Here is a 17,131-nt window from a genome sequence, read left to right as displayed (position 1 = left end):
CAATCATTTTTTGAATTATAGCAAACAAAGCAAAAACCATGCACATTCAAGCCAACTACCCGATAACACATTTAAACACATTTAATATCCCAACTAAAACGCGTTACTATGTTGAGGTTAACCGCCAAAGTGATATTACTGTTTTACGCTCTGACCTAAAACTGGCGTCACTCCCTTGGACGATTATGGGCGATGGAAGTAATATCTTATTTACCCATGATATAGAAGGCCTCATTATTCGATGCAGCTATGACAAAATACGCCTTGTGAAGGAAGACCAAGATGGTGTATGGTTATCCGTTGGCGCGGGGATGAACTGGCATAAACTCGTTGAATATACCGTTAATAAAGGTTGGTGGGGGCTTGAAAATCTCGCCTACATTCCAGGTACTGTGGGGGCCGCACCCGTACAAAACATTGGCGCCTATGGTGCAGAAGCGCGCGACAGCATTACACGTATCCAAGCATTAAATTTATATGATGGTACCCGTACCGAATACCGTAACGCAGACTGTCAATTTGGTTATCGAAGTAGCATTTTTAAACAAGAACAACGCAATCGAATGCTAGTGCACCGCATTACATTTAGGCTGCGCAAGCTCCATGCAGGTCAAGCTAACTTGGTATATGAGCCGTTAAAAATAGCCCTGCAAGAACAAGATAAAAACAACATTACCCCACGCGATGTTTTTGAGGCGATTATTGCGCTTCGCAAACTAAAGCTACCTGACCCCAAAGAATATGGCAATGCGGGCAGTTTTTTTCAAAACCCGATTGTATCGGCTGACTATTTTGAACAGATCACACAAGAAATTGGCGAACCTATTCCAAACCACAAAATGCTTGATGGACAGTTCAAGATTCCGGCTGCTTGGCTGATTGAAAATGCGGGAGCCAACCTGCTCACGGCCGGACGTGCCGCGGTATCCAAGAAGCATGCACTGGTACTGATCAATCTAGGTGGCGCGCAAGGTGAAGATGTTGTTGAGCTTTCAAAAAAAATTCAAAATGAAGTCATGCATAAATTTGGCATACACCTAGAACCTGAGGTCAATATTTTTTAGTCCGACAGGCGCTTAGTCAGCCAACAAGTACACTGATTAAAGCAAAACACGATAACAAAAGGAACGCTTATGAACATTTCATCTAACCCCATGATGAACGCCTATAGCGGCATTCAAACAGGCTTTAATAATTTTACACAAACGAGCCAACAATTGGCTGACCCCAATCAACCGGATAAAACGCAAGCCCTGGTTCAACAAAAACTCGATGCCAACCTCGTTGAAGTCAATGCAAAAGCACTTAAAACGGCCGATCAAATGATTGGCCGTTTACTCGATGTGATGGCTTAAGGTTATTTATAAAATATCCGGGCTATAGCGTCCTGTCTCGGTGATTGAAAATACACATCAGGTTGTTCAAGAAAGACGGGGATTAAGGTGTTTATCTGCAATGTCTCGTAATGCCGGTACCTCCAGGTTGGCTTCCAAAGCAAAACCAAGCGCACGCTGTAAACGTACAGGTGCGGAGCGGCCCATGCAATTGTGTTGCGGATCACCTTCAAATGCTTTTTTCAACCCAGCCATGAGTTGAGTGCGATCTTGCAAACGATACGTGAGCCAGTCTTGAATTTTTAACACATCTTCCGCCACCGCGTTCATTAAATCAGCGTGTCCACCGGCGAGCTGCGCCACATTCCCCCCTACGGCTAAACCGGCAATATTGGTCGTCAAAATATATAAATTCTTTAACACGAGTTCATACTCTAACGCATCCGCCGACTCAACAATAAAACTAGGTAAATCAAGCGTAGCTAAAGCCGCCGACACAAGCGCCGCTTTAGGACCAAAAACTGGCGAAGGAATGACGACTTTAGTATCCATGCCCTTTTTCTTTTCAAACCACACCGATATTACCGTTGGGTTTTCAAACGAATGCGCCAACCAATCGCGCGGCAACAGTTCGTTTTGAATTAACACCACCTTGTCTTTCCATTCCACAGGCACTTCGGTTAAAAGGGCGTGAATATCGCCCTCCCCGACCGCGATAATCACCGCTTCGGGATTTAACAAACCAACATGATCCTGCATGCGATGATGACGCGTCACCGGTACGACGGTATAACCGAGTTTTAAAAATCCGCGTGCGAACACACTGCCCAACTCCCCTAAACCGACCACGACCACTGTTTTATTCATTTTGTTATCCTCTTCAATAAGAAATTTGCTATAGAATAGTAAAAAATTTTGTAACAGTGTAAACAGCTTTTTAAGGAGACGCAATGGACAAACCACGTCCGCCATTTACTTGGCACTATTATGTCATGGGCTTCGGGGCGCTTGCTGTTTTAATGGCACTCTCATTAGGTGCATGGGGTTCTGTTGTCAGCGCCGTCGGCTTTACCATACTTGCTCACCCTGTGATTCGCTTTAGCGGCCCCACTCGCACCGTGTTTTTATTGGCTTTTGCAGCGATGTATGTATTTGGCTTTCCGGAGGCCGATGTTGTTCGCGCAATGATGGAGGACTAAGCGCAAAACAGATGAAAACCGACCCAACAACACGGAGTCTGTTAAAATGCCTAGCATTCAAATTAAGCGCTAGATTCTCATGATTAAACCAACTCGTATAATACAACGTCACATCAACCCCAAAGTATACCAATCGGCACTTGAGTTAGGACTGACCCCGATTCAAGCCCGATTAGTCGCTCAGCGTCTTGAGACGGATGAAGACTTAACCCAAACGGTTTACCCACAACTTAAACACCTACAACATCCGTTGCAACTTAAAAATGCTCAGCAAGCGGCCGAGCTGATTGCCGACGCTATCGAGTCCGATGGGCTGATTGTGCTCGCTACCGATTATGATACCGATGGGGTGACCTCGGCGTGGGTGGCGCATCGTGCGTTGCTTGACCATTTTGGTGTGGATAAAAGCCGCTTAATCCATTTAATCGGCGAACGTAAAAATGGCTATGGCATTACCGATGAAATGTGCGATGAAATTCTGGCGCTGCAACAGCCGATCAGCTTGGTTATTTCCGCTGACCAGGGCTCCAGTGACGAGCCCCGCATTGCGCGCTTGGCGCAAGCAGGTATTAAAGTCTGCATCACCGATCACCATAACCTGCCTGAAGAAGGCCCTCCTGCCAGCGCCACCTGTACAGTGAACCCACAGCAAGCCGATTGTGAATATGACAAAACCATTGCCGGTTGTTTTGTTATTTTTCTCGTGATGAGTCAGGTGCGCCACGCATTGATTCAGCGTGGCTATTTAAAGCCAGATGCACCGAGTTTAAAGAGCCTAACTCGCCATGTGGCACTTGGCACGATTGCCGATAGCGTGAGCCTTAAAAGCCCAAACAACCGAGCGATTGTGCTGGCTGGGCTTCAACAAATCAATCAGTTTGACCACCCAAGTTGGCAAGCGTTTCGCTTGTTTAACAATAATAACGACCTGCCCTATAATGCCGAGTTTTTAGCCTTTCATGTCGCCTCGCGCATCAATGCCGCCAGCCGTGTCAATGACGTGACCAGCGCGTTTCATTTTTTAAATGCCGATGACATTGAACAAGCACAACACCACTTACAACAGCTTGAGGCCGATAACCTAGAACGTCGTCAGCAACAAGAAGGCATGATGCAACAAGCCTATGAAAAGGCCGCCGCCCTTTACCACCCCCAACGTTTTAGTCTGGCGATTGCGCTGGAGGGGAATGCGGGAATTCAAGGCATTATCGCCAGCCGTGTGGGTGAAAAATACGGCGTACCGACCGTTGCAATGACCGACCTGAATGATGGTACCTTAGCGGGCAGTGGGCGGGGTGTGGTTCCGGAAATGGATTTAATTCAAGCCTTTAATTGGATCGAAGCGCAACAACCCGGTCTGTTCATCGCGAAAGGCGGTCACAAGGGCGCGGCGGGTTGTCAAATCAAACTTGACGACTACCCTCGCTTTACCGAATTACTTGAACAAGCGGTAAAAATACAGTTGGGCGAGCGCATTCCTAGCCCGGTGATTGAAACCGATGGTGAGCTGGAGGCCGCGCACCTCAATCTAGATTTAGTTTTTCAAATTGACCAACTTGAACCTTATGGCCGGGAATGGCCCCAGCCACAATTTGAGGGCAAATTTAAGGTTTTGGATGTTCGCCCTATTGGTAAAACCCAAACGCATTTAAGCCTAAGGTTGCTACCTGAGAACGCGAATCAACCGATAAAGGCCGTGTATTTTGGCGCACTGGATCAGGCTGGCGATGCCCTTCCCTTTACACAGCACGACTGGGTGAAATGCGTATATCAGCCTAAGCTCAATCGCTATATGGGGCGTGATAGCTTACAACTAATGATACAGGTCGCACTGAAACAGTAAGGTTCGCGGGTTAAGTGCGACAGGCTTAGGCCCGCAAGAGGTTGCCGCGAGTTTTATGTACATCATCCCGGCCTAGGGCGGGATCGCTTGAGGTTTTGTGTCGTAGGTTTTAGATTCCGGCCTTCGCCGGAATGACGGGGGGGTAGCGTGCGAGCGAGACCTGTTTTTAAGTTGTTGATTTATTATTTACTTAAGATGCGTTTGCCCTATCTACAGGGCTAAATCTGTCACACACAGAATTAATTCCTGATAAAATTAGTCGAGAATTATTTTTACACTTTGGAGTGAACAATGGGGTTATTAAATCGTTTATTTGGTGATGGTATCAGTGAACAACTAAAAAAAGACATCGACAACAGCTTAGTCGATTTCACGCTACCCTATATGAGCACCGATTTAAATACGGCTCACAGCATACAATCATTGAGTTTTAAAAAAAACACCCTGTCCTTTACACTGAACTGGCCCTACCCCGCCAAATCTTTGCAGGCGGAAACCCAATTAAAATTGAGTAACCTACTGTGCCAAATTGAAGGCCTAGACCAAATACGCATCCACCACCAAATTAAAATAAAAGCCCACCAAACCCAGCCAAACGTTCAAGCCCTACCGCAAATCAAGAATATTATTGCGGTGGGTTCGGGAAAAGGTGGCGTAGGCAAGTCGACCACCAGCATCAACCTTGCCCTAGCGCTGGCTGAACAAGGCGCACGCGTTGGTGTGTTAGATGCGGATATTTATGGCCCTAGCCTGCCGACCTTGCTAGGTTTGCATGGCAAGCCCAGCTCCGAAGACGGCAAAAGCATGCAGCCCATGCAAGCGCATGGTTTGCAAGCCATGTCAATTGGCTTTTTAATCGAAGAAGACACACCGATGATTTGGCGCGGGCCAATTGTGACCCAAACCCTCACCCAGCTTTTGAAGGAAACCGCTTGGGATAACTTGGATTATTTGATTATTGACTTACCCCCAGGTACGGGCGATGTGCAGCTCACGCTTGCCCAACAAATCCCTGTCACCGGTGCGGTGATTGTCACCACACCGCAAGACCTAGCCTTGATTGACGCTAAAAAAGCGTACAAGATGTTTGAAAAGGTTAATATCCCTGTCCTCGGCATTATTGAAAACATGAGCACCCATATTTGCTCAAATTGCGGCCATGAGGAAGCGATTTTTGGTGAGCAAGGCGGAGAAAAACTTGCCGAAACCTATAAGATTCCATTTTTAGGCGCGATGCCACTGGCGATGGCGATTCGCCAACAGGCCGACCAAGGCAAACCCAGCATGGTGGCCGAACCGGATGGCGCCTATGCTAACAAGTATCGCGAGATCAGCTTTAAAATTAGTGGTCAATTAGCTGACAGCAAGCGAAACTACAGCGCCGCCTTCCCAAAAATTGTGATCGAGAATAGCTAGAATCCATCACTCAAAGCCTGCTCAGGCGTTATAATAGCGGGCTAAATTTCTATAACAACGGATAAGGCAATGAGTTCGGTCAGAAAAATCTTAATTACCAGTGCGCTTCCCTATGCGAATGGCCCGATTCACCTGGGTCATTTGGTGGAATACATTCAAACCGATATTTGGTCACGTTTCCAGAAACAACGTGGCCACAACTGTATTTATGTGTGCGCTGACGACGCGCATGGCACCCCGATTATGCTACGCGCGCAATCCGAAGGCATTACGCCTGAAGCACTGATTGCGCGGATTTCTCAAGAGCATCAACAAGATTTTGCTGGCTTTAATATTGCGTTTGACCAATATCACTCCACCCATTCCGAAGAAAACCGTTTTTATGCCAGCTATATTTACAACCAGCTAAAAGCCAACAACCACATTAGCCGTAAAACGATTAAACAGGCGTTTGATCCTGAAAAACAAATGTTTTTGCCGGACCGTTTTATCAAAGGTACCTGCCCAAAATGTGGTGCGCTAGATCAATATGGCGACAACTGCGAAGTGTGTGGCGCAACCTATAGCCCCACTGAACTCAAGGATCCGAAATCGGTAGTATCGGGTGCGACGCCGATTGAGAAGGACAGCGAACATTTGTTCTTTGAGTTGGGTCACTTTGAACCGATGCTAAAAGAATGGACCCAAGGTGGTCACTTACAAACCCAAATCGCCAACAAGCTGAGCGAATGGTTCGAATCGGGTTTACAAAAGTGGGATATTAGCCGTGATGCGCCCTACTTTGGTTTTGAAATACCTGGTGAAGACCAGAAGTTTTTCTATGTCTGGTTAGATGCGCCGATTGGCTATTTAGCGTCGTTTAAAGCCTATTGCGATAAAAACAATATCAACTTTGATGACTATTGGGCGAAGGATTCCGACGCGGAGTTGTATCACTTTATAGGCAAGGATATTGTCTATTTCCACGCGCTATTCTTCCCGGCGATGTTAGCCGGCGCAGGCTTTAGAACCCCTTCGGCGATTTTCGCACATGGCTTTTTAACCGTCGATGGTGCCAAGATGTCCAAGTCGCGTGGCACCTTTATAATGGCCAGCACCTATTTAAAGCATCTTAACCCTGAATATCTACGCTATTATTTTGCGACTAAACTCAATAGCCGGATTGATGATCTGGACTTAAACCTCGATGATTTTGTTCAGCGTGTAAATTCCGATTTGATTGGCAAAGTCGTGAATATCGCCAGCCGCTGTGCGGGCTTTGTCACCAAGCGTTTTGAGGGTCAACTCAACCAGGCCTGGTCGTCAGAAGCGCAAAATTTGTTTGATTCGTTCTCAGCGAAAAGTGAAGCGATTGCGCAATTGTATGAAAACCGCGAATACAGCCAAGCCATGCGCGATATTATGGCGCTAGCCGATAAAGCGAATGAATATATCGCCGACACCGCACCATGGGTGTTAGCTAAACAAGAAGGCAAAGAGGCTGAGTTACATGAATCGGTCAGTGTGGGCTTAAACCTGTTCCGCCTGTTGATGATTTACCTCGCCCCGGTTCTACCGGAAACCAGTGCCAAGGCGCGTGAATTCTTTAATGAAACCGAATGGTCTTGGGATTCTGCCAAGGCACCCTTACGCGCTCACACAATTGCGCCTTACCAAGCCTTATTAACGCGTTTAGACATGACACAGGTTGAAAAAATGTTAGAAGACTCAAAACAAACCTTACAAGCGACAGCCACTAAACCCGCGCCTGTCGCTGAGCCTGCCGCCGCACCTGCTCAATCCGCATTCGATCCAATTGCACCTGAAATCAGTATTGAAGACTTTGCTAAAATTGATTTCCGTATTGCTAAAATTCTCAATGCCGAAGCCGTTCCCGAAGCGAACAAGCTGCTTAAACTAACGCTGGATATTGGCTTGGGTGAGCGTCAGGTGTTCGCGGGCATTAAATCGGCCTATGAACCAGAAGACTTAATCGGCAAGTTGACCGTCATGGTCGCCAATCTAGCCCCTCGCAAAATGCGCTTCGGTTTATCCGAGGGCATGGTACTGGCGGCAGGCCCAGGCGGCAAAGACCTATTCATCCTAAACCCAGACGAAGGCGCCCAACCAGGCATGCGGGTTAAATAGTTTTTAGTTTAATTAGTTAGCGCTGGAGTAAATTATGTCCACCATTACATTTGATACGCTTGAACTAGTAGAAAGCTTAAAGAAATCAGGCTTAACAGCTGAGCAGTCAGAGTCTATTGTTAAGAACATTGCCAAAGCGCAAGAAGGTTTGGTTAGCAAAGAGCACTTTGACCATCGACTTGAGAAACTAGAAGACAGATTAGGCTACAAAATTAGCTTAGTCCAATGGATGTTAGCGATTGTGATTGTGGTAACAGTGATTCCTGCATTAACTAAATTATTTACACTTAGCTAAACTCTTTTTGATTTAGTATAACTAACATCACTATCTCTAGTAATTAACCCTAAGAGGATATAACGATGCAAGCAATCGAATTTGAAGCGATTATTCATGACGGTGTCGTTGAAATACCACCGGAGCTGCAAGCGCAGGCGAATAACAAAACAGCAAAGGTCATCGTTTTATTTGAGCAACAGCCACCTAAAAACAACAAAGACCTTTTTACTTCGTTAAGTAGTGCGGGTGGCGTGCTACCTGCTGATTACAAGTTTAACCGAGATGAAGCAAATGCACGATAACGGCTTTGTCGATACAAACTTGCTGGTTTAACTTAAATGATCAATCCTTTTTTAACAACCTGAGCAACCCATGACTGAATATGTCATTATTTTAATTAGTACGGTATTGGTGAATAATTTTGTACTGGTCAAGTTTCTTGGCTTGTGCCCGTTTATGGGTGTGTCCAAAAAAACGGATGCCGCTCTCGGCATGGGGTTGGCGACAACCTTTGTGCTCACGCTGTCGTCAGTGATGAGTTATCTGCTCTATACCTACCTGCTGATTCCGTTTGAACTGGAATACCTCAAAACCATTGGCTTTATCCTGTCGATTGCCGCCGTAGTGGGTTTTACTGAAATGGCAATTCACAAATCAAGCCCGGCGCTCTATCAAGTGCTGGGGATTTATCTGCCGCTGATTACCACCAACTGCGCGGTGCTCGGTGTCGCGCTACTCAACATCGGCGAAGGGCATAACTTTATCGAATCCGCATTCTATGGTTTTGGCGCGGCGGTCGGCTTTACCCTTGTGATGGTGTTATTTGCCTCAATGCGTGAGCGCATTGAGGCCGGTGATGTGCCTAGACCATTTAAAGGTGCTCCAATAGCGCTGATTACCGCAGGCTTAATGTCCTTGGCGTTTATGGGCTTTGGTGGGCTGGTTTAATGAGTGCATTGGCAGGAATTTTAATTTTTCTTGGACTCTCCCTAGCCTTTGGACTATTACTGGGTTATGCCGCAGTACGCTTTAAAGTCGAAGGCGACCCCGTCGCCGAGCTAATCGACAAAAAACTGCCGCAAACACAATGTGGTCAATGTGGTTATCCTGGCTGCAAACCCTATGCCGAAGCCCTAGCCAAAGGCGAAGCTGAAGTAAATCTGTGCATTCCAGGTGGCGAACCGACCATGCTAGAAATCGCCGAACTGCTTCAAGTAGAACCCAAACCCATGCAAGCGGAAGCCACCGAACCTAAACCGCCAATGGTGGCGCTGATCAACGAAGACCTATGTATCGGCTGCGTGCTCTGCATTAAAGCCTGCCCCGTGGATGCAATTGTTGGCGCGACCAAAATGATGCATACCGTGATTAAAAAAGAATGTACCGGCTGTGAATTGTGCATTCCTGTTTGCCCTGTGGATTGTATTGATATGGTATTTGAACAACCCACGCCTCAAACCTGGAAATGGCCCGACCCCAAATCGGCTGCGGAGTCAGCGCAATGAAAACCCGTGGATTCTTAACTCAGCTTGTTAAAACGCTAAGCCCACTCTACCCTATGGCAAAACGCCTGCTGTATCGGTTTCATGGCGGCGTATTTCCAAAATACAATAAAGAATTATCCTTGCGCCAACCGCTGCGCGAAGGCTATATTCCCAAACAGCTGATTCTGCCCCTGCAACAACACATGGGGTTACCGGCTTTACCCTGTGTTGAGCTCGGCGAATCGGTCAAAAAATTCCAACTGATTGCCCAAGCTGCAAAGGGTTTAAGTGCGCCCGTTCATGCCCCCACCTCGGGAAAAATTATAGCGATTGAACCGCGCGTTCTCCCCCATGCTTCAGGCTTGGCGCAACCCTGCATTGTGATTGAACCCGATGGACTCGACAGCGCGATAACGAATGTTTTAGCGGTCAACACGCCACCTCAAACCCCAGAAGCATTCAAACAATTAATTTTAAATGCCGGTATTGTCGGTATGGGCGGCGCGGGTTTCCCAACCTTCGCAAAGCTACCTAATCAACCAGGCCTGGTTGAACATTTAGTTATTAATGGCGCAGAATGTGAGCCGTTTATCACTTGTGATGACATGCTGATGCAAACGCACCCCGATGAGATTATTCGCGGTGCGCAGTTAGTCGCGCAGATGTTTGGCATACCCCATGTGGTTTGCGCGATTGAAAATAATAAACCCAAAGCGATTGAAGCGATGCGCCAGGCCTGCGCCGATAGCCAGATTACGATTACTGAAGTCGCCACCGTTTATCCGATGGGTGGTCAAAAACAATTAATTCAAGAAGTGCTAGGGATTGAAGTGCCAAGTGGCAAACACACGATCGACATAGGTATTGTGATGATGAACATCGCCACCCTCAGAGCCATTGCTCATGCGGTTGACAAAGGCCAGCCGTTGGTGTCACGGTTTGTTACCGTGTCCGGACTCGGCTTAGAACAACCCTATAACATCAATGCCCTACTCGGCACACCGTTTGACGAGCTGATTGCGCTAGCCAAACCCAAGCAACCGATTGATTACCCGCTCATTATGGGCGGGCCGATGATGGGGGTAAAACTGGCCGACAACCATGTACCCGTGGTCAAAACCTCCAATTGCATTTTAGCCAACCCGCCCGAGCCGGTTCAGGCACCGATGGCCTGCATTCGGTGTGGTGAATGTGCGGATGCCTGTCCGATTAACCTGCAACCACAACAGCTTTATTGGCATGCGCAAGCGCATGAATATGAACAAGCGGAAAAGCTTAATTTATTTGATTGTATTGAATGTGGTTGCTGCTCATTTGTCTGCCCTAGCCATATTCCCTTAGTACAATACTATCGTCATGCGAAGTCAGAAGTGCGCGAAATTCGAGCCCAAGCACAACTCACCGAACAAGCCAAACAACGCCATGAAGCGCGTCAAGCTCGGATTGAGCGCGATAAACAAGAACGTGATGCCAAGCTGGCAGCAAAAAAAGCTGCAGTAAAACAACAAGCCGCACAAGACACGCAGGATAAAAAAACCGCGCAACCTGCTCATCAAACAGCAGAATCTAACCGTGAAGACGCGCCAAAACTAAGTGCACGCGAGCGCGCAATTCAAATGGCAAAAGCGAGACAGCAAGCCGCTAAAGCTAGCCCTGAACAAACGCAGCCAGCCGAAAAACCCGCTGCCGCCTCTGACGACAAACGCAAAGCCGCAATGGAAGCGGCCAAAGCGCGCGCCGCCGCTAAAAAAGCCCAGGCTGAACTATCCACAGATCAACCAAAACAAGAATCAGAAAAACCCGAACTATCGGTTGAAGACAAACGTAAAGCGGCAATGGAAGCCGCTAAAGCGCGCGCCGCCGCTAAAAAAGCCCAACAGGAAACTGCAAAGTGAAATCTATTTACACCAGCTCCCCCTTTGCCCACAATAACAGTTCGGTGCAGAAAGTGATGTTGCAAGTGCAACTCGCCGCCTTCCCCGCGCTGCTGGCGCATATTTTATTGTTTGGCTATGGCATTATCATCCAATGGTTTTTGGCCGTTGCCACCGCGCTGCTGGTTGAATATGTCATGCTTAAACTGCGCGACAAGCCAGTTTTACCCAATGTCACCGACTTTAGTGCTCTGATTACCGTAACCGGACTGGTCTTTTGCATCCCACCCGAATCACCTTGGTGGGTGATTGTGTCTGGCAGCGCGTTTGCACTGGTATTCGGTAAGCATCTCTACGGTGGGCTCGGTTATAACCCGTTCAACCCTGCGATGTTGGGCTATGCGTTTTTATTAATTTCATTTCCAGCGGAAATGACCCAGTGGACATTGCCCAAAGAAATTGCGGGTTACAGCTTAAGCTTTTGGGAATCCTTTAACCACATCCTATTTGGTGCGGTTGCACACGCACCAATTGATAGCTTTACCGGTGCCACCCCATTAAGTGCGGTCAAAACTGGCATCCAAGAAGGCGTAAGCGCACAGCAAATGCTGCAAGCACCCTATTTGGAAACCGGCTGGTGGAACCTCACGGCATGGGGTTGGATTAACCTCGCCTTTTTGGCTGGCGGGGCTTGGCTGATTTACACCCGCACGATTCGCTGGCAATATCCGGTAGGCTTCTTAGGCGCACTGGGCTTGATGGCATGGATATTCCATAGCATCAACCCCGACCTCTATGCCCCTGTTAGCTTCCACCTCCTGTTTGGCGGCACCATGCTAGCGGCATTTTTTATTATCACCGACCCCGTCAGCTCCAGCACCACACCGCTAGGTCGCCTAATTTATGCCGCCGGCATCGGGGTATTAGTCTATGTGATTCGTAATTGGGGCGCATTCCCCGACGGCATCGCCTTTGCCGTCCTCCTACTCAATATCGCCGTCCCACTCATCGACCGCTACACCCAACCCAGAGTACTAGGACATAACCGATGAAGCCAATAACAAAGAGCGAGCTATTTATGAGAACTATTGAACAACGCGCTGAACTAGATGACTTTGAACTTGCATCAGACTATGATTTTTCTAAAGGGGTGCGTGGTCGGTTTTATCAGCCTAAAAAAATTGCAACAACTTTACGACTAGATAACGATATTTTATTGTATTTTAAAAAGAAATCTAAAGAACAGCATGTCGGTTATCAAACACTGATCAATAGTCTGCTGCGTGAAATGATTCAACAGGACATAAAAACGCAACCATGAAGTCAGAACTAAATCTTCAACAAACTATGTTACGTGCCGCTGGTTTGCTTAGCCTGTTTGTGGTGGTGAGTGTTGGGTTATTGATTGGAGTCAATGCATTCACAAAACCGAAAATTGCGGAAGCCGAGCGCCTTGCCCTGCTGCAAACGATCAACCAAGTGATGCCTGCTGAACGCTATAACAATTCACTGATCGAAGATAGCATTGAAGTCGAAGCGCCCGAATTTTTAGGTGCAAACCAAACCCGCATCTATCGCGCTCGCCTCGACAACCAACCAGCAGGCCTGGTGATAGAAACTATTGCCCCCAATGGCTATAGTGGCAACATCTATTTATTAGTTGGCGTATTGGCTGATGGAACGGTGGCGGGCGTGCGTGTACTGAGTCATCGCGAAACACCGGGACTTGGTGATAAAATCGAACTGCGAAAAGACAACTGGATACTGAGTTTTAATGGCAAAAACCTTACCACCGACAACGCACGCCGCTGGGCGGTCAAACGTGATCGCGGCGAATTTGACCAATTCACCGGCGCGACCATCACCCCCCGCGCCATCGTTGGTGCGGTAAGAAACACCCTTGAGTATGTCAACCAACAAGGAGCGCAACTCTATGACTAACGTTTGGCAACAAAAATGGCACGACTACCAAGACATCGCACAAAAAGGGCTCTGGAACAACAACCAAGCCTTGGTCGCGCTACTGGGATTATGCCCGCTACTCGCCGTTACCAATAATAGCGTAAACGGCTTAGGGCTTGGCTTGGCCACCATGGCGGTGCTGCTCACGTCGAATATTTTGGTTTCACTCATCCGCCACCATGTGCCCTCTGAAATCCGTATTCCCGTGTTTATCGCGATTATCGCCTGCGCGGTGACCGTGATTGATATGATGATGCATGCTTATTTCTATACGCTACATGGAATTTTAGGCATTTTTATACCGCTCATTGTCACCAACTGCGCCATCCTCGCGCGCGCCGAAGCCTTCGCCTCCAAAAACACCCTCGACAAATCCATCGTTGACGCCCTGTTTATCGGCATAGGTTTTACCCTGGTTCTAATCCTATTAGGCGCAGTCCGCGAAATCATCGGAAACGGCACCCTATTCGACCAAGCCGACCTGATCTTTGGCGAAGTCGCACAAAACTGGACACTCTACCTGCCCGACAGCTACAACCCGGTACTCCTCGCCATCCTCCCACCCGGCGCCTTCATCGCCCTGGGCCTAATGATTGCCCTAAAAAACCTCATAGATCAAAAAGCAAAAAGACCAAGCCTGGTTACTATTCCGGTAGAAGTAAAAGTGAGTAATTAATACAAATAATTCAAGTTGTAATTGTTAAGCTATTTCTCGTTCCCACGCTCCTGCGTGGGAATGCAGACAGATAGCGATTAATTTACAAGTGTTTTTAGGCTGTCAGTAGTGCGTTGAGGATTAATTGTAATGAAGGAGTATGGGTTAGATGGGGCGCAGTCGTTATCAGGTGGTAGATAAGCGTTTACCCCATTTTGTAACCTGTACTGTTTTGCATTGGATTCCGGTATTTACCCGCCCAGAAACCGTTGAAATTGTGCTGGATAGCTTGCGATTTTTACAGTCAGAAGGCTTGATAGTTTTTGGCTATGTGATTCTTGAAAATCATATTCACATGGTTGTACAAAGTGATGATCTAGCAAGGGATATGGCAAGGTTTAAACAGTTTACCGCCAAGCAGTGTTTAGCCTTATTACAGCAAAAACAGGTGAAAACCTTATTAGACCAATTTGCGTTTTATAAAAAAGCGCATAAATCAGAACGGAACTTTCAGTTCTGGCAAGAAGGTTACCACCCTGAGTGGGTGCAAAATGATGCGATGATGCGGCAAAAGCTTGAGTATATCCATCAAAATCCTGTTAAACGAGGCTATGTTGATTTAGCGGAGCATTGGCGATATTCCAGCGCACGGAATTATGCCGGGCAACCGAGTTTGCTCGATGTTGTACGTGACTGGTAGGTTGGTATGCATTCCCACGCAGGAGCGTGGGAACGAGTAAAATTCTTAAGCCGCTACCGTCATATCTACATGCAGCGCCCGCATAACTCGTGCAATCGTGTCCCACTTCGGCTGAACTTTACCGCTGAACGTTTTATAAAGGCTCTCACGGTTTAAACCCGTTGCCTTTGATACCTCACCCATCCCATGATATTTCGCCAAGTGACCCAATGCATTGACAAATACATTAGGGTCCTCATCTCGAAAACACTCTTCTAAATAAGCATTAATTTCTTCTTTTGTTTCAAAATAATCAAACGGGTTAAATGGTTTTAGTTTTTCTGCCATGTGTTACTCTCCTATTTCTTGCATGATTTGTTTTGCTTTGGCTATATCTTCTTGCTGCTGCTTTTTACTACTTTTGATGCCACCGTTCAAAAGCAATACAATAGTTTCACCGCGAACTGTGTAATAAATTCGATAGCCTTTTCCTGTGAAAATACGCATTTCACTCACACCCTCCCCAACGGGCTCGGAATCGCCAAGATTGCCTTGTTCTGCTCTAGCAATGCGCATGGCGATAGCTCTTACAGCTTGCCTATCTTTTTGCTTAGAGAGCCATTTATCAAAAGTGCTAGTTGTTAGAATTTTATATTTCATGCGAAAATTGTAGCCTACCAGCTACTTTAAAGCTATCAAAGATTGATCAACTAAAAAATATTAAGAGCACACACAATCTCTTGAACCAGCGTGCGGTTGGCTCGATATTGCCGCGTCGCTGTGCTTCTCGCAATGACGGGTATTTTCTAAGCTTAATGGCAATGACGTTTAACGTGAAAGCGCCTTGGGATCGAGAACAAAGCGCTGGCTTATTGAACGTCATCCCGGCGAAGGCCGGGATCTCTTGAGGTTGTGTGCCGTCGGTTTTAGATTCCGGCCTCCTCCGCCGGAATAACGCGTTTTCGTAACTTAATTAGACCATTACACCGTGACGCACAGCATGGAAGTGAGATATAGGTTTGAACGGGTAATATGTGAATTCATTGCTAGATTGAGCGCACAAATCACTTTAGACTATATCAACGTAAAGACAAAGGCACAGTATGCTTTCATCCTATTGGCAAACATTCCGCGATTTGATTGGCCTAAAATCAGCGCCGAGTGAACTTGAAATTCAAATGCAGAATACAGATTGGGTGGTGCTCTATGCTACCCAGAGTGGTCGTGCGAAAAAACTAGCCGAGCAAACGGTTAGCCAGCTGATTCAAGCCAATCAGACTGTTACCCTTACCTCGCTTGCGCAGATTCAACCCACTTCTTTATTAGGGGTTCGGCAGGCCCTGATCATTGTTTCAACGTTTGGCGATGGTCGTGCGCCGGATCATGCGGTTGGTTTTTCAAGGAAAATGAAAAAGTCGAACTTAGATTTAAGCCGATTGCGTTTTAGCCTGTTAGCACTAGGAAATACAGATTATGATGTATTTTGCGCCTTTGGACATAGCCTAAATCAATGGCTGATAGATAACCAAGCGCGCAGCATATTCGATATGATCACCGTCGATAAAATGGCCAAAGACAGCCTTCAAAAATGGCAAAATCAAATCCATTCAGCGGTGTGAAGTACTAGGATAGGAGTACTGTCAATTACTTGAGGACGCCTGATACTTTAATACAAACGCTAACCTATCCTTAACCTGTTTTTTTTGAAATAAAGAATGAATATGCGCCTTAACGGTGCGCTCAGCAATACAGAGCGCATCGGCAATGGTCTTATTAGATTGTCCGGCGAGTATTCCTCTCGCCACATCTCGCTCTCGGTCAGTCAGGCCTTGATCCCAGCGCGGCATAGCATCTACATCACCGCCCTCTTTTTTTGGATGATGCAACCCTGTTATCAACGCCGACATAATGTCTTGACCTAACCAAACACGCCCTTGCTTCACCAATTCAATCGCACGTATCAATACACCAGGTTGCTCAAGGGCTTCAAGATAGCCTTTTATACCCTGACGGAACAGCGCCACCCCCTGATCGACATCCACCGCATCCACCAACACCACGACCAACGCACCCTGCTCGATAAGCGGCGGCAACAACTCAATGTAGCCCTCCGGTTTTTCTAAATGAAGCAGTGCGATCACCCCGTCCCAGCTATCCTTTAAGCCCAAACAGGCCGCAGGTGATTGGCTACAGGTTTGTAGTTCATCGACACACGCCATCCAATAAGCCAAAACATCCGTGTCTGATGAAAATAAAACAACTGACCTTGAATTCACAAACG

The 17,131-nt window shown here is 47.1% G+C and carries 21 protein-coding genes; 17 read left to right on the top strand and 4 right to left on the bottom strand.

The window, feature by feature from the left end; all coding sequences use genetic code 11:
• The first annotated feature begins 38 nt into the window (after positions 1-38).
• Positions 39-1,064, top strand: coding sequence for a UDP-N-acetylmuramate dehydrogenase (gene murB, locus NA59_RS07740; protein WP_044410557.1), 1,026 nt, complete (start codon positions 39-41; stop codon positions 1,062-1,064).
• A gap of 69 nt (positions 1,065-1,133) precedes the next feature.
• Complete coding sequence (locus tag NA59_RS07735; RefSeq protein ID WP_044410554.1) at positions 1,134-1,355, top strand: hypothetical protein; 222 nt, start codon at positions 1,134-1,136, stop codon at positions 1,353-1,355.
• A gap of 66 nt (positions 1,356-1,421) precedes the next feature.
• Here the strand turns inward: NA59_RS07735 and NA59_RS07730 are convergent, their stop codons facing one another.
• Entirely contained in the window at positions 1,422-2,201 is a 780-nt protein-coding gene (locus tag NA59_RS07730; RefSeq protein ID WP_044410622.1) for a hypothetical protein, read from the bottom strand.
• Between the two features lie 83 nt (positions 2,202-2,284).
• On the opposite strand from NA59_RS07730, the gene NA59_RS07725 reads away from it, so the two are divergent.
• From NA59_RS07725 to NA59_RS07660, 14 genes are all read left to right on the top strand, one after another.
• A complete protein-coding gene (locus tag NA59_RS07725) occupies positions 2,285-2,533 on the top strand; it encodes a hypothetical protein (protein WP_044410551.1) in 249 nt (82 codons plus the stop codon).
• Between the two features lie 79 nt (positions 2,534-2,612).
• Positions 2,613-4,376 carry a single-stranded-DNA-specific exonuclease RecJ gene (locus NA59_RS07720; protein WP_044410548.1) on the top strand — a complete coding sequence of 588 codons (1,764 nt, stop codon included), beginning with the start codon at positions 2,613-2,615 and terminating at the stop codon, positions 4,374-4,376.
• A 291-nt stretch (positions 4,377-4,667) separates the two neighbouring features.
• Positions 4,668-5,792, top strand: coding sequence for an iron-sulfur cluster carrier protein ApbC (gene apbC, locus NA59_RS07715; protein WP_096777602.1), 1,125 nt, complete (start codon positions 4,668-4,670; stop codon positions 5,790-5,792).
• A gap of 69 nt (positions 5,793-5,861) precedes the next feature.
• On the top strand, positions 5,862-7,919 hold the full coding sequence (metG, locus tag NA59_RS07710) for a methionine--tRNA ligase (protein WP_044410545.1): 2,058 nt from the start codon (positions 5,862-5,864) through the stop codon (positions 7,917-7,919).
• Between the two features lie 34 nt (positions 7,920-7,953).
• Complete coding sequence (locus tag NA59_RS07705) at positions 7,954-8,214, top strand: CCDC90 family protein (RefSeq protein ID WP_044410541.1); 261 nt, start codon at positions 7,954-7,956, stop codon at positions 8,212-8,214.
• Between the two features lie 65 nt (positions 8,215-8,279).
• Positions 8,280-8,498, top strand: coding sequence for a hypothetical protein (locus NA59_RS07700; protein WP_044410539.1), 219 nt, complete (start codon positions 8,280-8,282; stop codon positions 8,496-8,498).
• A gap of 70 nt (positions 8,499-8,568) precedes the next feature.
• The gene (rsxA, locus tag NA59_RS07695) at positions 8,569-9,144 is read left to right on the top strand and encodes an electron transport complex subunit RsxA (RefSeq protein ID WP_044410537.1); all 576 of its coding nucleotides are present in this window, start codon (positions 8,569-8,571) and stop codon (positions 9,142-9,144) included.
• Positions 9,144-9,701 carry an electron transport complex subunit RsxB gene (rsxB, locus tag NA59_RS07690; RefSeq protein WP_044410534.1) on the top strand — a complete coding sequence of 186 codons (558 nt, stop codon included), beginning with the start codon at positions 9,144-9,146 and terminating at the stop codon, positions 9,699-9,701. Before rsxA ends, rsxB begins: the two co-directional genes overlap by 1 nt.
• Positions 9,698-11,575 (top strand): electron transport complex subunit RsxC, encoded by a 1,878-nt coding sequence (gene rsxC, locus NA59_RS07685; protein ID WP_052501536.1) that lies wholly within the window; start codon positions 9,698-9,700, stop codon positions 11,573-11,575. The genes rsxB and rsxC overlap by 4 nt, the downstream gene beginning before the upstream one ends.
• Positions 11,572-12,606: an RnfABCDGE type electron transport complex subunit D gene (locus tag NA59_RS07680; RefSeq protein ID WP_044410531.1), complete on the top strand. Its 1,035-nt coding sequence runs from the start codon at positions 11,572-11,574 to the stop codon at positions 12,604-12,606. Before rsxC ends, NA59_RS07680 begins: the two co-directional genes overlap by 4 nt.
• 26 nt (positions 12,607-12,632) lie before the next feature.
• Positions 12,633-12,875, top strand: coding sequence for a BrnA antitoxin family protein (locus NA59_RS07675; RefSeq protein WP_044410612.1), 243 nt, complete (start codon positions 12,633-12,635; stop codon positions 12,873-12,875).
• Entirely contained in the window at positions 12,872-13,495 is a 624-nt protein-coding gene (gene rsxG / locus NA59_RS07670) for an electron transport complex subunit RsxG (RefSeq protein WP_052501535.1), read from the top strand. Before NA59_RS07675 ends, rsxG begins: the two co-directional genes overlap by 4 nt.
• Complete coding sequence (locus NA59_RS07665; protein ID WP_044410528.1) at positions 13,488-14,192, top strand: electron transport complex subunit E; 705 nt, start codon at positions 13,488-13,490, stop codon at positions 14,190-14,192. The genes rsxG and NA59_RS07665 overlap by 8 nt, the downstream gene beginning before the upstream one ends.
• A 148-nt stretch (positions 14,193-14,340) precedes the next feature.
• Positions 14,341-14,871 carry an REP-associated tyrosine transposase gene (locus NA59_RS07660; RefSeq protein ID WP_044410525.1) on the top strand — a complete coding sequence of 177 codons (531 nt, stop codon included), beginning with the start codon at positions 14,341-14,343 and terminating at the stop codon, positions 14,869-14,871.
• Between the two features lie 45 nt (positions 14,872-14,916).
• On the opposite strand, the gene NA59_RS07655 is transcribed toward NA59_RS07660, so the two are convergent.
• Both NA59_RS07655 and NA59_RS07650 read right to left on the bottom strand, forming a co-directional pair.
• Complete coding sequence (locus NA59_RS07655; RefSeq protein ID WP_044410522.1) at positions 14,917-15,198, bottom strand: addiction module antidote protein; 282 nt, start codon at positions 15,196-15,198, stop codon at positions 14,917-14,919.
• Between the two features lie 3 nt (positions 15,199-15,201).
• Positions 15,202-15,510 (bottom strand): type II toxin-antitoxin system RelE/ParE family toxin, encoded by a 309-nt coding sequence (locus tag NA59_RS07650; RefSeq protein ID WP_044410520.1) that lies wholly within the window; start codon positions 15,508-15,510, stop codon positions 15,202-15,204.
• Between the two features lie 443 nt (positions 15,511-15,953).
• On the opposite strand from NA59_RS07650, the gene NA59_RS07645 reads away from it, so the two are divergent.
• On the top strand, positions 15,954-16,469 hold the full coding sequence (locus tag NA59_RS07645) for a flavodoxin domain-containing protein (protein ID WP_052501534.1): 516 nt from the start codon (positions 15,954-15,956) through the stop codon (positions 16,467-16,469).
• Between the two features lie 21 nt (positions 16,470-16,490).
• Here the strand turns inward: NA59_RS07645 and NA59_RS07640 are convergent, their stop codons facing one another.
• Positions 16,491-17,126, bottom strand: a complete 636-nt coding sequence (locus NA59_RS07640) for a response regulator transcription factor (RefSeq protein ID WP_157792571.1) — start codon at positions 17,124-17,126, stop codon at positions 16,491-16,493.
• Positions 17,127-17,131 lie beyond the last annotated feature (5 nt).

Source organism: Thiomicrospira microaerophila, assembly GCF_000934765.1.
GTDB classification, from domain to species: Bacteria; Pseudomonadota; Gammaproteobacteria; order Thiomicrospirales; family Thiomicrospiraceae; genus Thiomicrospira; species Thiomicrospira microaerophila.
This window is presented reverse-complemented; position numbering and strand designations above follow the sequence as displayed.